Here is a 16,272-nt window from a genome sequence, read left to right as displayed (position 1 = left end):
TAGAATATTTAATATCTGTTTCTTAAAGTACAGACAAAGGAAAATAAGGTTTATATATTATGAACACGACTTATCAAAACAAATGACATATATAAATGTTGAGAATGTAAGAAGTTAAGATTTTTAATTGATCTGACTTCTCAATTCTTATAACTTTCTTTATTGATATTTTTTGATGAGTGAGATAAATTTAATTCTTAATACATCCTTTGCAGGTTATGCGAATCATACATATATTGAATCATATCCAAGAAATCGGGAATGGGATTGTCAATGTAGCTGTGGATCTGGCTTGTTTACAAGCAAAATCTGGTGATGATGTGGCGGTAATTTCAGCGGGGGGAGAGTATGAAAAATTATTACATCAATTTGGTGTTAAACACTACGCCATAGACCAAAGTCGTCAACCAATCAAGATGATGAAAGCAGCGATCGCTTATCGGGAAATTGTGCGAGAATTTCAGCCTGATATAGTTCATGCTCACATGATGACTGGTGTGGTTTTAGCAAGTGCGTTGAGATGGGGAAATAGATATAATTTAGTGGCTACTGTTCATAATGAATTTCAACGTAGTAGCATTTTGATGGGTTTAGCTGACCGAGTAATTGCTGTTAGCAAAGCTGTCAAAAATTCGATGGTCAAACGGGGAATTCCGAAACGAAAACTCAGGGTAGTTCGGAATGGTACTTTAGATAGTCCGCGCACTCGGCAAATATCAGATTATCAACCTTTAAATTTACAGCATCCGGCGATCGCTACTGTAGCAGGAATGTATCAACGTAAGGGTATTGCTGAGTTAATTGCAGCTTTTGAGGAAGTGGCTAAAAATTTTCCCGCAGCGCATTTATATTTAGTAGGAAATGGACCCGATAAGGAAATATTTGAATCTCAAGCTCAAGCAACATCTGTGAGTAATCAGATTCATTTTGAAGGATTCCAGTCAGAACCACAAGGTTATTTACTTGCTTGTGATATTTTTGTCTTGGCTTCCCACCGTGACCCCTGTCCCTTGGTGCTTTCGGAAGCGAGGGAAGCAGGGGCGGCTATTGTCGCTACTGAGGTAGATGGTATTCCAGAAGCTTTGGATCATGGGAAAGCGGGGATGTTAGTTCCGGCTCAGGATAGTCAAAAATTGGCTGAAGCATTGACAAAACTTCTGACTAATGCAGATACACTCCAGGAATGGAAACAGCGATCGCAGGACAATCTAGAATGGTTAAATGTTGCTCGTGTACATCAAGAAACCTTGGCGGTGTACGAAGAGTTATGGCTTGCTGATAGAATCCTAAACGGGCGGGGAAACGGGCGGGGAAACCCCGCCCCTACTTAGGTTTTCAGTAAGCTTTTTCTCAATGTACGCAACCTTATTAATACTGGTTTTGCCCAGCGAATACCAACTAAATCATGTAGGATTGTGTAAAAGCAGGGAATAATAAACAGAGTTAGCAGTGTTGCTAAAGATAAACCAGAAAAGACAACGATACCTAATGGTTGGAGAAATTCTGACCCTTCCCCAATTCCCAAAGCGATAGGAAACATCCCTAAAACGGTGGTAATTGTCGTCATTAATATTGGTCTCAGCCGTTGGGGTGCAGCTTGTAAAATAGCGGTGCGGCGGTCAATTTTATCCCGTTCCCGAAGTTGGTTGGCCAGTTCTATCATGATAATGGCGTTGTTAACAACAATACCGACTAATAGAACTGCACCGACTATGACCGTAGCTCCAATGGGAGTTTCCGTAATGTAAAGACCGAAAATACCCCCAGCTAATGCTAGAGGAATGGTAAACATAATTACCAAAGGGTCAACGAGAGAGTTGTATTGTACCGCCATGACAACAAATACTAAGAAGGCGGCTAGTCCTCCTAAAAGTTGTAGTGATTTTTGTAATTGTTGATTAGATTCAACGGCTGCACTGGGTAAAATGCTCACACCTGCGGGTAAATCTAAGCTGCTGAGAACTTGGTTTACCTGGGAAATAGCCTGACCGAGATTAGCCCCTTCTGCTAAATTTCCAGCAATTAAAAATACCTGACGTTGGTTAATGCGCTGGATTTCTCCTGGTGCTTGACCTATGCTAATTTTAGCCACATCACTCAAACGGATTTGATAGTTGTTATCAACAAATAACGGTAATCTTTCTAATTGGGCAGTTGTTTGTAATGAGGATTCATTTAATTGAACTCGCACATCTATTAACCGATTTGCGCGTTGCAATTGCGTAGGAATAGTACCTGTAATTGCAGTTTGAATGGTGTCACCAATATCTTTAGCATTCAAACCCACATTTGCGACTCGTTCCCAATCTGGGAGAATTTGAATTTCTGGTTGACGACTATCTGCGTCAGGACGAAATCTCACAGAGGAAATTTGTTTATCTAAAGTTCCTAATACTTGACGACCGGCTGTTTCTAAAGTTTTAGCATCATTTCCCTGAAGAATAATGTCAACATCAGCACCTCTAATAGGAGAGTTATTCAGAATTAAACCCCGGACTTGTCCAGGAAAAAGACGCAAACGAATATCTACTAAGTTCAGTTTATTTAATTGTTGAGTAACTCTCTCTATATAAGCATCTAAATCACTACCAGATTTAAGGGTAATAGTGCTGGAACTTCGCAAGGGGTTAGAGTTAGTATTACCACCAAACAGAGAACCGCCGATTGTCGAAAATACGTAAGCTGTTTCTGGTTGATTGCGGAGAATTTCATCTACCGCTTTCATGACTTTTTGATTAGTTTCTAGGGGTGTACCGGGAGGAAATTGCGCCGATAAAGTAGCTTGTCCAGTGTTGATACGGGGCAGGATTTGTTGAGAAATTTGAGGAGCCATCCACAAACTACCACCACCTAAGATGATAATAGCGATCGCAATTGTTAACAACCGCCAACGTAATAGCCCACCTAAAAACCTTCCGTATAATCTTGTAGACGCATCAAACTGACGATTAAATTCTCGCAGGGGCCAAAAATTATTTAAAGAACTGGAAAATTTTATCCCCAATAACTGAGATGTCATCATCGGGACAACAGTTACTGCGACTAAAATGGAAGCTGCTACCGCAAAACTGATGGTTAAAATTAACTCATTAAATAGTAAAGAGATAAAACCACCAATTAGCAAAAATGGCAATACTGCAACTAAGTTTGTACTTGTAGAAGCTAATAAAGCTGATTCTACTTCGCGGCTACTTTGCTCTGACTGTTGAATAACTGATAACTGGGAATTGCTTATACCGTGGGAAATATTTTCTAACATGACGATGGAGTTATCTACCACAATTCCCACACCCAAGGCTAAACCACCTAAGCTGAAAACGTTGAGAGATAAACCAAATAATCCCATCAAAATGATAGCGGCTAAAGATGCGAGAGGAATAGCCAGAACAATAATTAAAGTTTGGCGAAAAGAACCTAAAAATATCAAAACAGCGATCGCTGCTAACCCCGTACCAATTAATCCTGAAGTGGTAACGTTAGCAATAGAATTACGGATAAATTTAGATTCATCTAACGTCGGTGTCAGTGTTGCTTCTAAGGGAATTACACGAGCTTGTTGCAGTTCTTCTAATCGTTTTTTGATCCCATCAACTACATTAACTGTATTCGCGTCTGGTTGTTTTTGAATACTGACTTTTACCGATTCTTCCCCATTCAATAAAACATATACCCGCTGATTTTCTGCACCATCAATAACTTCAGCAAAGTCACGTAAGTAAACCCGATTTCTGATATTAGAGTTAGGAACAGCAGCTTCAAATAATAGATTGCTAATTTCCTCTGCATTTTGAAAGCGTCCTAAAGTCCGAGTTAACGATTCGGAACTTGTTCCTAAAATTCGACCACCAGAAATATCTTGATTACGGTTTCTTAATTCTGTCAAAACATCATTTAAACCAACTCCCAAAGATTGCAATCTTTCTAAATTAATGTTTACTCTAACTTCTTCTTTCACTCCTCCTGATACATCTACTACAGCGACTCCGGGAACTACATTTAATTCACGAGCTAATTCTTCTTCTGCAAATACCCGCAAATCAACACCTTTCAGGGTAGGTGAAGTAATTGCAAATTCATAAACCGGTAATTGAGAAGGATCAAATTTGAATATTCGCGGTTCTCCAATAGTGTCTGGTAATCTATTTCTCGCTCGGTTAAAGGTAGCTGTAGCATCATTTAGGGCTTGATCAATATCGCCCCCTGGTTGGAAGTATAAATTTAAGCTGACATTACCCTCACGGGTTTGAGAAAAAACCTGTAGTACCCCTTCTGTCGCACTAAAAGATTCTTCTAAACGTTTAGTAATTTCATCAACTGCTACTTCTGGAGAAATCCCTGGTGCTTCTATACGAACACCAATCCGAGGATAGGTAATTGATGGTAATAAATCTACAGGTAATCGCAGAATAAAAAATACACCCATTACCACGACTGCTAAGGTTAGCATCAGTGTGCCAATATGTTGCCGGATAGAAATAGCACTCAAACTAAATCCGCTATTTATGTTTGGTTGTTGCATATAGTTATCTGGTTGGTGATTGGTAATTGGTGATTGGTAATTGGTGATTGGTGATTGGTGGTTGGTGATAAAATTTAAGTTATCATCCTGTTAATCCTTTAATCGGTGGATATCGTGATTCTGAAAATTTATCTAACTAGCAACTTACGTTATTAAATCTTGCCTTTTATATTAATTTTCCGACAACATTGATAATTTCACAGTTGCACCATCTTTTAATGGTTCACTGCTGCGAACAATATAACTTTCTCCTGGTTGTAAACCGGTGAGAATTTCTATTTTGCCGTTAGCGATTTTGCCTAAAGAAACTGAGCGTTCTTTGACTGTGGTTTTATCACCTTTTTTGTCTAAAACAAAAAGGGTAGAGTTAGTATTTTCTAACTGTGCTTCTGGCTTTTTATCTTGACTACTAATTGCTGTTGCTGGTACGACTACACGCTGTGGAGTTGGGTTGGTAAAACTCACTCTTGCTAATAGTCCGCTACCAATTTTACCCCTACTATTAGGCATCACAATTTCCACAGGTATTAACCGGGCTGTGGTATCAGCAGTAGGAGAAATACGGGCTACTCTACCAATAAATTTTTGGTCGGGAAAGGCATCTAATTTGACTTGTGCAGATTGCCCAACTTGTATTTTTGCTAATTCTAATTCCGAAACTTGGGCGACGACTTTAACGCGACTAAAGTCGGCAACTTTTAAAACTTCGCTACCAGGTTGTAATAAATTTCCTGGTTCTGTGACTTTTTCTGTAACTACACCAGTAATAGGAGAAATTAAACGGGCATAAGAACGACGTTCTTTAGCGGCGCTAACGGCTGCTTTTTGGGCAAATACTCTACCTTGAGCAGCGGATACGGCTTGCTTTTCTGTACTAACTTGTTCAGTGGCGGAGCGGAGGGCTTGGGCTGCGGTTTTGGCGCGAGTTTGAGCTTGTTGGGCGCTTTGTTCGGGAATTGCCCCTTCTTTGTATAATTGTGTCAGTCGGCGAGAATCTGCCTGTGCTTGAACCAATTCTAACCGTGTTCTTTCCACTTGAGCGCGAGCATTATTTACCTGAGTCATAGCTCTGGCTACTTCTGATTCAGTGGTTGCTAGTTCGGCTTCGGCTTGTCTTAGGGCTGTGAGTAAGAGGGTGTCATCCAATTGGCTGATGATTTTTCCCCGTTGGACTGTATCACCAATGTCTAGATTTAAAGCGATGAGTCTGCCTTCGACTTGCGATCGCACAGAAACAACCCGATATGGTGCTGTATTACCAATATACTCTGGTTGGGGAGTTAAAAGATTAGTGCGAGCGATCGCTACATCAACCGCAGGTTCTTGGCTCTCGCGTTGAGGTCTTCTTGATTGTGCTTCCGCTGATTCTTTTGGTAATGAACCACAACTAGCTGATAGTAAAGCTAGTCCTAAAACACAAGGTATGAATATCTTCTGCGTTTTTCTCTCTGACTGTTTTATATCCAAAATCATTAATTCTACTCCTCTGCAAATTCTTTAGGGTTAATAACCGTTGATATCTGAACAACAGCAGATAACCTGACGATTTCTCATTAATATGCGTTGGACATAAATATATACATTGCTTAATCTTTAAGAATTATAAACTTAGTATAAAGATTTTTGAGAAATTTACCCATGACTATAGTCACCTATTTCTCGGCAACCTGTGATTTGTATTGATTTATAGTCTAAAAATATACAACTAGATATTGATGTACAAATTTTTATCTACCTAATGGAGGAATCAACGCACACCCAATAAATACTACATATTTAATATTCCGATCACCTGACGAACTTTAACAGTAGATCCCTTTGTTTGTAATCAGCCGCTCAACTTTTAACCTGCATATTTCCATTAAATAAAACTATTTTAGTGTTGGGCATCTTGCCTACCCTAATCATGTAAGTTAAATGTCTGACAGTTTATACAAACAAGGGATTTTTTTTCACAAAAAGCTTAAATAATACCAATTGATGGTAATGATCATCAATTTATATATCTAAAGGGGGACTGGATTTAATCACTATAAATATTAAATATTAAATAGCCCGATTACCCTACCGGACTTTAGCTCCAAATCCTCTCTTGTCATTACCCGACAAGGGAGGTTTTATTCATAAACAATTGACAATTGACAATTGATAATTGACAACGCTGAATATAGCGGTACGTACTCTTTGTGAAATACAGTCATTAAATATCAAAACCTGTAGGGGTGGGGTTTCCCCGCCCTCGATTGTATTTCATCTATAAAGTGAAAACCTATATAAATTGAAAAACTTGTCTACCGATTAGAAGCAATGCACCAAAAATCATCAATATTAATGTTATTTTTCCACCCGGAACTAAAACTTGATTTTTGCTATTGGTAAATTCTGGTATTTGAGTTTGTCGCCAACGCATTAAAGCTGGCATAATCCCCCCTAAAATGGAAATACTAAATGTTCCTGTATATTCTAGGGCATGAAAAAAGATAGTGGGATTAAATGTTCCTAAACCCAGCGGTGGAAGCAACACTAAAGAATAGAGCGGTAAACGAGAAATTTCGCTTTTAGTCATCGAGGAAACATCTTTGAAAAAATCCCTTAACCCGTAAGTTACACCAATAAATGATGTAATAATTGCAAATTCCGAAAAAATTGATAATAACATTGCAAACCATCCCCCAGAACGACCATTTCGCAGGATTTGCAATGGATCAAATACACTCTCATTTCCGCCATTATGCTGAAGAATATCTGGAGTTATACAACCTAAAATCACAGCATTCCAAGCCAAAAACATAAATAGCGGAATCAGAGAACCAATAATAATAGATTGTCGAATTTTAGGAACATCCCCTTCCAATTGGGTGACAACCAACGGGACAATACTTTGAAAAAACATTGCTACATACATAACAGCAACAGAACGACCAATAGCGTGCCAATTCTGCACCAAAAATTGAGAGCTTTGGACTTGCATTCCTCCTAATACTAATAAACCAACAAAGACAGTTAGGAGAATGATGATAAATATCTCATTTAATTTTTCAATTAATTTATCTCTACCTAAATACATCATGCTACCAAATACCAGAGCAAAACTAACTGTTCCTACCCAGTGAGGTAAAATATTTTCTAACTGCCAAACTTGATTAAATGTTGTGGCTAAAACTTCCCCACCTTCAGTCATATATGCCACCAGAAGAGCATAGTGCATAAATAAATATGCAACTCCGGCAATTCTCGCTCCCAATTTACCAACAGTTTTTTCTATGATTGCTAGTAACCCTAAATGAGGAATTCCCTCAACTCGCATTACATTTAAAGTAACTTCTGCAATTAATAACCCAGAAATTACAGTGTAAGCCCATACAGTCAGAAGTAAAATTGTAGATGGGATAATCCCAGATGGTAAAGTTACCGCAGGTAATCCCAGAATCCCTGCTCCAACACTTGTTCCTGCAATTAAAGCTATATTTCCTAAAACACTTCCTGGTTGATGTTGCAGCTTATTACCATCAAATTCCAGATGAGAAAATAATCGCGTTACTGGTTGTTTTTGTTTATTCATTTTCTGCTTGATTTTGTCGGATATTATTTTGCCAAAAGTCCCAAAAACAAATCATGAAACCAATAACACAACTAGCTTTCCACAAAAATAACCACCAAGGTTGCCACCATGCACCAGTTTGGACTTCGACAAGATCAGAAATTCCAAAAACCAGAAAAATAAAAGCTGTAATCTGATTTTTTGTTTTCGCAACTAAGGTAGGACATTTATAGCTATAAACTAAAAAACCAATAGCGAATAATCCCCATAGTACCGCTTCTATATAATTTCCTTGTCGGTAAAGAGTTTCTAATAATTGACTATTTTCTATTCCTCCCGATTGTTTTAACCAAATACTAAAAGCTAACATGGCTAAAAATAGACAACTTAATCTAATAATTGCACCCTTTGTAACTTTTAAAGGTGATTTTAATTTCATTCTTTGTACTTTACTTTGATAATAAATAGGGTTTGCGGAAAAAATCTTCCTAACCTAATACTTGTCGGTTAAGGAACGTCACGTTAGCCATAACCCAACATTGATAAGTAGGTAGATGCTAATCAACCCAACTATGTAACGAACTGTAAATTACCCAAAACTATTGGGATTGCTGCGTTTCACTCCGTTCCACTCGCAATGACATAGTTATAAGTTTTCCCACCTACCTACTTAAGCATTTGTTGGGTTAAGCGACAGCGCCACCCAACCTACAAAAACTCTTAATCAAACAGTATTGCTTCTTAGACCTGTTAAACAAATTTCTTGCTGAACTCACACATTAAATCTACTCGACCTTTTCTTAACATGGCTGGATCTAATCTTTCCGTAGTATTACAAGTCATTAATATTACTAATTTTTGCTCTATTTGAATACCAGATTCATCAACTACACTCTGGTATAATGTGCCATCTAATAAAGCTAAAATATGTTCAGTTTTGTTGTTATATTGTGCTACTTCTGAAGCCCGATCTTGAGCTAGATTATCAGCTTCATTGATGATAATACAAATGCGCTCTAAATATGTTGGGGGGACAAAGTTAGTAATGGCATCATGATCTAAAATGAAAATTACATATCCTAAAGGAACAAGAATTTCTTGGGCAACACTCTGTGTCCATGCTGTTTTACCTGTACCTGGTGCGCCATGTACTACAACTGCTAATTGATTTTGATCTAAAATTGTTTGTTGAACTAAATCAGTAAACTCTTGAATGTCTTGGGGAAATGTCCGCAATGGATACTGACTATTAACTTTTCCCACACGACTTTGATATCCACTCAGCATAACAGCTAAATCATAAGTCGCTTTATTAATTAATGGCTTCATATTTTTAGCCATTAAGGTATAATTCCTTCTCCCTCTTTCATAAGCTTCAATTTGTAACCAAATATCATGTTCTGACCAATAAGCATAAACTGTATTAACCACATCTAGTCTTTCCCAGTTCACAAATTTTTCTACTGGAAAATAAAAGTCTCTTTCTGAGTAATATTGAGTGATAATATTAGGACGTTCTAATAATTTCAAAACTCGTAATACGGTAATTTCTTGCAGAAGATTTAGTACATAATCAATAGGAATACTATTACGGTTTACAAACTGCACAAGAGGTGTTTCTGTACTCAAGAAATCTTTATGACGATGTTCTGGGGTGAGCATATCTGGTGTAATGTAGTTCCAAAATTTTTGGAATTCACCACGGGTGTAATCAGAGGCTAAATTTAAAATATTTGCCCACCAAGCATACTCTTTTCTGGCCAACGCATCAGCATAATAACTGGCTAGGTTAATGCTTTTTTGAGTTAATTCCTGGGTATCATGGAATACTATTTTCCCGAAATATTCCCAATCAAAGTCTCTGTGAAATGGTCGCCAACCACTAGACAGCAAGTTTTGACAGTTTTTATTGATGTTATTACTTTCGTTAGTTCTGAAATAGTCAAAATCCATACTTTAAATTGTTCTCTGCTGATACAGACGATAATGCACAACTTTTTTATCACACTCATTTGTGTAACATACTATATTACACAAATAGAAGTGGTGTCAACTATTCTACTCATTATTTGGATGCTTGAGCAATAACTATATGATTCGAGTTCTGGTATGTAACAAAAAAATTATCTCTTGGTTCGGTGATCATTCTAAATGAGGTGATAAAAACCGAATTTACATCTTCTATTTTTTTGAATAACATGATTTTCAAAGCTAAAGAACAAAAGTAACTTCTCAAGGAGGAAAGTAATTATGATAGTACGTTACAATCCCTGGCAAGAATTTAACAATATCCAACGTCAACTTGATCGTTTATTTGCAGAAGATACATTATCATCTGATGTCGGAGAATCTAGACTTATTAAAACCCCTGCTGCTGAATTACACGAAACAGATAATGCAATTTATTTGCAAATAGAGTTACCGGGAATAGCGGCTAAAGACTTAGATATACAAGTTACTGAAAATGCGGTTTCTGTAACAGGTGAACGCAAAAATACTCCTAAAAATGAAGAAAAAGGCGTTACCAAGAGTGAATTTTACTATGGCAAATTCCAAAGGGTGATTCCTTTACCTGCTAAGGTGCAAAATACTCAAGTTGTGGCAGATTATCAAGATGGTATTCTCCATCTCAATCTCCCCAAAATTCCATCAGAACAACATAAGGTTTTCAAAGTTAATTTAGCTTAAGCTAGATTTCAGGAGTCAATTAGTTTTTGATTTATGATCTAGTATAAACTAGAAAATTGAAGCAAGTTTAGATTAGGGATTGAGATTATTTAATCCAAAATCTAAACTTTTTCGGAAGGTGGGAGTTGGTTAATTAGTGCTTATTTGAGAAGAAAATTTTTCGGTTCTGTCCACCTAGTAACGCCGTGAAGTCAAAAATCAAAATGAATACAGCATGAGCTTTTCAGAGATTTGGAATGGTTGGTTTATTTACGTCAATCTGTACTAGTGGTCTGTCAATTTTCTATTTGTGGATGAGGTTTATAGTTAATAAGCTCTCTATATTTCCCTCAAACCCTCAAACTCACAATTTTTAGCTTGACAGACCACTAGTTAGTAAAAATAACAACAATAAACCCTATTTCTCAGAGAAGTAGGGTTTTATATTTATTGATTTTTGTCAATAAATTTATTGCTATTTTTGCATATAATCAAAATATATCTGCTAAAAGTATTAAAGCTGGGTGCTTATTTCTTGTTCGATAGGATAAACAACCCATGAAGACTGACTGGTTCGTCTGTTCTACTCAGAAAGACGACTACTCCCATTAACTACTGTGGAGACGAGATGTATCTAGCACATTCGTTCATGAGTCATGAGAAACGGCAAAAACATCAACAGCCTTTAGTTTTAGCAGTAGAAAATCATGATGATAGTTTACTGTTAATGAGTTATACTTTGGAGTTACTTGGTTGTCGGTTTATCTGTCAAAAAGACGGGTTAAAAACCTTACTTGCAGCGAAGGAGTATCAACCGGATTTAATTTTATTGGATATTTTTTTACCTGGTATGAGTGGTTTGGATATTGTTAAATATCTTAAGCAGGAGTCATTGACTCATCATATCCCTGTGGTTGCGGTGACGGTTTTATCTGGGAGGGAGGATCAAGCGCAGATTCTCCAAGCTGGTTTTAATGATTATATCAGTAAACCTTATATGATTGAAGAATTAGCTGCAATTATGGGTCGGTTACTAGGTAGAAAATTTAATCTATCCTGGGTTTTGGAAGTATGTCAGGAATAAATATTTATTAATAGAAGTTAGGTTTTTTTAGGTAGTCTGAGTGTAAATGTGCTACCTTTACCAAGTGCTGATGAAAGTTCTATTTTACCTCCATGTGCTTCCATGATGTATTGTGAAAGATGTAGTCCTAAACCACTACCGGATCTTTTATTTCTACCTTGACGAAATCGTTCAAAGATTGTTCCTTGATCTTCTGGTGCAATACCATAACCTGTATCTTGAACTTCGATGATTACTTCACTGGGATGGTGAGGGGATGAGGTTTCCAAAATACGGATTTCTATGCTACCTGTATCGGTAAATTTTATGGCATTACCGATTAAATTATTTAATACTCGTCGTAATTCTAAGCGATCGCCGTTAACAATTCCAGTATTATTTCCTGTTGGGCTGAGTTGATGAGTATCTAATTTTAAAACTAAGTTTTTCTCAAGTGCTAAGGGGGTGAGTTCACTGACTACTTCAGATGCGATGGTGATTAAATTGCATGATTCATAATTTAAGTTCTTTTTACCGGCTTCAAAACGGTAAACTTCTAGGAGGGTATTCACCATATCTAGAAGATTTTGATTGCTGCGAATCATGACATTAATTGCTTGTTTCATTTCTGGAGATATCTGACAAAAGATTTCTTGTAGAAAGAAATTCAGCATTCTATCAGCAGCTACTAGGGGCGTGCGTAAATCATGGGTAAGACGCGAAACGAAGTCTTCCCGCTGTCGGGTCATTTTTTCTTGTTCGTCAATGCTGTGCTTTAATCTGAGGAGCGATCGCACTCTTGCTAATAGTTCTTCTGTATCAAAGGGTTTACGAATAAAATCATCAGCACCAGCGTCTAAACCTTCAACAACGCTAGATTCATGAAAAGCTGTCAGTAGCAAAATCGGAATATAGTTAATTTCCGGATTATTGCGAATTCTGCGCGTGACTTCATAACCATTTATTCCCGGCATCATCACATCTAATATAATCAGATCCGGTGGCAATTCTACTACTTTTTCTAAGGCTGCTTGACCATTGCTCACTGAATCAATATCATATCCTTCGCTTTCTAAAATTGTTTTCACTAAAATTAGATTATCTTTTGTATCGTCAACCGACAAAATACGGTCTTTTTTAATAATAGACATAATGAATCAACTTCTGAATAATCTACAATTTCAAATTTGGATAATTTAGGGATGCTTTATTATGGGAGTATAGAGAATAAAATTGATTCTGATGGGAATGGAAAACAATATCACCTAGATTATCTGCTAAATTGATCTTTCGTGGGAGTTCTATTTTAAAGATTGAACCGACTCCTAATTTACTTTCGATATATATTTTTCCTCCCATAATCCGGACTAATGAATCAATAATAGCTAAACCTAACCCTGTCCCTGAATATTTCCGACTAATCCCTTGATCTACTTGATGAAATGCCGCAAAAATATTTTGAAAGTCCTGAGAAGCAATCCCAATTCCTGTATCTTTCACAATGATTATAACTCGATTTTTAGGTGCTTCTTTGATTTCTACCCAAATATTTCCAGATTCTGTAAATTTAATGGCATTGGAAAGTAAATTAATTAAAATCTGACGTAATCGCACTGCATCATTGAATACTAAGGTATTTTCTAAATCTGTTTTGACTAGTAAAGATAAGTTTTTGGCTTCAGCTAAAGAGCGGATTTCTGATACTGTATTATTAACTACTTTTGATAAATCCAATATTTCTGGCTTTAGTTCTAATTTTCCGGCTTCTAAATGAGAAAAGTCGAGGATTTCATTGAGTAGCATGAGGAGATTTTTACCATTATTGAGGATTCGTTCTACCATGTCCAATTGTTGGTTTGTCAGTTGACCAAATTTAGGACGTAATAGTATTTGCGAAAATCCAATAATCGCATTCATTGGGGTTCTTAGCTCATGGGATATGGTAGCTAAAAACATGGATTTTAATCTTGATGTTTCCAAAATTTTGAGATTTTGTAATTGAATCTGTTGCTGTTTTTTATCTAATTCCTGATGCTGAAGAGTTAACTGTTCACGACTTTCTTTAAGTTTTTGATTGGCTAGTTCTAGCTGTATTTCAGTATGGTGGATACGAATTGCAGTTCGTAAGATATGAGTTATGGTTTCTGAAGATAATGTAGACTTGATAAAATACTCAGTAGCACCTGCTTGTATACACTCTCTAGCTATTTCTTCATTTCCGGCATCTATCAAAACTACTACAGGAACTTTGATGCCTGAAGAATGTAATTTATGGATTAATGTTAAGCAATCTTGATTTTGTAAGTGATAGTCGAGAAATACGCAATCATAGTGATTATTGATGAGAGCAAAGAAGGCATGATTCCCGTCTTTGACTTCATCAAGTTCCATTCTCATACCTGCTTCAGTCAGAGCTAGACGGACGATTACACGGTCTATCTCATCATCTTCTACAACTAAAATTTTTAGCGTCTCTTCCATCGGTTTTTATTTTTGCTGTCAAATACAGATTGAGGTTCAATATTTCTGTTTTCACAGTCTCTAGATTATACAAGTAGTGATGTTTGCAAATCTAAAAATAGACCTAGATGAATTCAGGATTTTTACAGTATATACATGAAAAAAGTTTTACTTCATTTTGATTTTTACCTGCTTGTGTATTTTAATGAATTTTGCCATTATTTGCACGGTTAAGTCTAGTTTTTTACCTACTTTTGCGATTTTTTTTTTAAATCTTTACATTAGAGGAGGTGGAAACAAAGGTATATGTTAATTTTTGAAAAACAGTGACTTTTACTTCTATTCCACAATGGTATAAGTTAACTAAGCAATTAAAAAATCTAAAAAAGCTGGTGTTTTTTGGGCTTTTTAAATTTTTAGTCTGCCCTGCGGGAACAGTACAATAGGGCTAAAGTCTGAAATAAAGAAATGGGAATTTATTTTTAAGTAAAATAAAATACTTTATCCAGTTAAAAACATTGTAATTTAGCAAATCATTAACTGTCCTCACCCATTAGTGAGAGTTGCATGGAAACATTATGTACCACAAGCTTGAGCATTTTTACTGAAATAAGTACGATCATAGCTAAATAAAAATTACGCATCTAAACCGTATGAATACGTTTATATGCTAGAAGGCAGAGACTCTTGGCAGGGATTAATAGAGTTGAAAGTCTTTCTGAGTAAGGTTTGTATGATTACTATTTGTCTAGAAACTGTGATATTAAACCCCCGGCAAATTTTGTGATCATGTTTTTTATGTAGTTTTTCTGATTTGTCTCAATAATCTCATTGATTTGGTGATAAATATCTATATATCTTTAGCTAGATTCTTGTATCTAGATAACTTCAAAAGTCTGCTATTTTATACCTCTCTAGATAGATGTTAATTGGTTATAGAATTCTCTATCATTGGGTTGGGTAAATTAGATGAAATTTTTAGAAAAAGTTTTAGTTAGTGCGGCTGTGTAAAAAGAGTGATTAAGTCAAAAAGTTTAAAAGCCAAACAAACAAGCTTTTTTTCTGGCTATATTCTATTTCTGGTTTCCTGGCACTATTAAAGAAGCAATTCGATTATCATGGGTGTAACAATGAGTGAAATTAGTATTCTGTTAATTGAAGATCATGATTTAACGCGAATGGGACTCAAAACTGAATTGCAGTCACACAGCGGCTTTAAAGTGATTGGTGAGGCGGCTAATGCGACTCTGGGATTAAAACTTTTGGAAACTACTAAACCAGATGTGGCTGTGATAGATATTGGTTTACCTGATATGGACGGGATTGAATTGACGCGCAAATTTAGACGTTATCAGGCGGAAACCGGACAATCACAAACAAAGATTTTGATTTTGACGATGGATCATACAGAAGATGCTGTCTTGGCGGCTTTTGCAGCGGGGGCAGATTCTTATTATATGAAGGAAACAAGTATTAATAAATTTACTGAAGCTGTACAAGTTACTTTTGGAGGAAATTCTTGGATTGATCCAGCGATCGCTCATGTAGTATTAAGAAAAATGCGTCAAGGTGTCCCCGGTGATAGTCAATCACAGGATAAGACGAAAACTGTCAAAATCGAAGCTCTAGAAACAGAATATGAACAAGTTCTAGAAACCTATCCTCTCACTCAACGGGAATTGGAAATTTTAGAGTTGATTGTCGCTGGTTGCAGTAATGGACAAATTGCCGAGAAGTTATATATTACTGTGGGAACAGTAAAAACCCATGTTCGCAATATTTTAAATAAACTCTGCGCTGATGATCGGACTCAAGCCGCTGTTCGGGCTTTACGTTCTGGATTGGTAGTGTGAAAAATAATTGACAATTGACAATTGACAATTGACAATTACCTCAAAAACCGTTCTTGTAAACGTTATGCAATGCGTTGTACGCCATTGTCTGCAATCATTTGAAAAATAATTGACAATTGACAATTGACAATTGACAATTACCTCAAAAACCGTTCTTGTAAACGTTATG

At 36.5% G+C, this 16,272-nt stretch carries 11 protein-coding genes; 4 read left to right on the top strand and 7 right to left on the bottom strand.

Annotated elements, in window-relative coordinates; translation table 11 throughout:
- Positions 1-218 precede the first annotated feature (218 nt).
- Entirely contained in the window at positions 219-1,331 is a 1,113-nt protein-coding gene (locus FJR38_RS15925; protein ID WP_168538089.1) for a glycosyltransferase family 4 protein, read from the top strand.
- Here the strand turns inward: FJR38_RS15925 and FJR38_RS15920 are convergent.
- From FJR38_RS15920 to FJR38_RS15900, 5 genes are all read right to left on the bottom strand, one after another.
- Positions 1,328-4,519, bottom strand: a complete 3,192-nt coding sequence (locus FJR38_RS15920; protein WP_168538087.1) for an efflux RND transporter permease subunit — start codon at positions 4,517-4,519, stop codon at positions 1,328-1,330. The two genes, FJR38_RS15925 and FJR38_RS15920, sit on opposite strands and share 4 nt — an antisense overlap.
- Positions 4,520-4,690: 171 nt before the next feature.
- Positions 4,691-5,992 carry an efflux RND transporter periplasmic adaptor subunit gene (locus tag FJR38_RS15915; RefSeq protein WP_168497547.1) on the bottom strand — a complete coding sequence of 434 codons (1,302 nt, stop codon included), beginning with the start codon at positions 5,990-5,992 and terminating at the stop codon, positions 4,691-4,693.
- 796 nt (positions 5,993-6,788) lie between these two features.
- Positions 6,789-8,081, bottom strand: coding sequence for an amino acid permease (locus tag FJR38_RS15910; RefSeq protein ID WP_168497546.1), 1,293 nt, complete (start codon positions 8,079-8,081; stop codon positions 6,789-6,791).
- The gene (locus tag FJR38_RS15905) at positions 8,074-8,499 is read right to left on the bottom strand and encodes a hypothetical protein (protein WP_168538085.1); all 426 of its coding nucleotides are present in this window, start codon (positions 8,497-8,499) and stop codon (positions 8,074-8,076) included. Before FJR38_RS15905 ends, FJR38_RS15910 begins: the two co-directional genes overlap by 8 nt.
- A gap of 311 nt (positions 8,500-8,810) precedes the next feature.
- Positions 8,811-10,013 carry an AAA family ATPase gene (locus FJR38_RS15900; RefSeq protein ID WP_168538083.1) on the bottom strand — a complete coding sequence of 401 codons (1,203 nt, stop codon included), beginning with the start codon at positions 10,011-10,013 and terminating at the stop codon, positions 8,811-8,813.
- 294 nt (positions 10,014-10,307) lie between these two features.
- Here FJR38_RS15900 and FJR38_RS15895 point away from each other — a divergent pair, with 294 nt between their 5' ends.
- Positions 10,308-10,748 (top strand): Hsp20/alpha crystallin family protein, encoded by a 441-nt coding sequence (locus tag FJR38_RS15895; protein ID WP_371418230.1) that lies wholly within the window; start codon positions 10,308-10,310, stop codon positions 10,746-10,748.
- Between the two features lie 628 nt (positions 10,749-11,376).
- Complete coding sequence (locus tag FJR38_RS15890; protein ID WP_371418224.1) at positions 11,377-11,811, top strand: PleD family two-component system response regulator; 435 nt, start codon at positions 11,377-11,379, stop codon at positions 11,809-11,811.
- Positions 11,812-11,828: 17 nt separating this feature from the next.
- Here the strand turns inward: FJR38_RS15890 and FJR38_RS15885 are convergent, their stop codons facing one another.
- Both FJR38_RS15885 and FJR38_RS15880 read right to left on the bottom strand, forming a co-directional pair.
- Entirely contained in the window at positions 11,829-12,941 is a 1,113-nt protein-coding gene (locus tag FJR38_RS15885) for a hybrid sensor histidine kinase/response regulator (protein ID WP_168538077.1), read from the bottom strand.
- 22 nt (positions 12,942-12,963) lie between these two features.
- Entirely contained in the window at positions 12,964-14,271 is a 1,308-nt protein-coding gene (locus tag FJR38_RS15880; protein WP_168538075.1) for a hybrid sensor histidine kinase/response regulator, read from the bottom strand.
- Positions 14,272-15,380: 1,109 nt separating this feature from the next.
- On the opposite strand from FJR38_RS15880, the gene FJR38_RS15875 reads away from it, so the two are divergent.
- Complete coding sequence (locus tag FJR38_RS15875; protein WP_168538073.1) at positions 15,381-16,103, top strand: response regulator transcription factor; 723 nt, start codon at positions 15,381-15,383, stop codon at positions 16,101-16,103.
- The last annotated feature ends 169 nt before the right edge of the window (positions 16,104-16,272 follow it).

The sequence above is a fragment of the Anabaena sp. UHCC 0253 genome (assembly GCF_009712085.1).
Lineage (GTDB): Bacteria > Cyanobacteriota > Cyanobacteriia > Cyanobacteriales > Nostocaceae > Dolichospermum.
The sequence above is the reverse complement of the archived record's forward strand: the minus strand, read 5'-3'. Positions and strand labels throughout refer to the sequence as shown.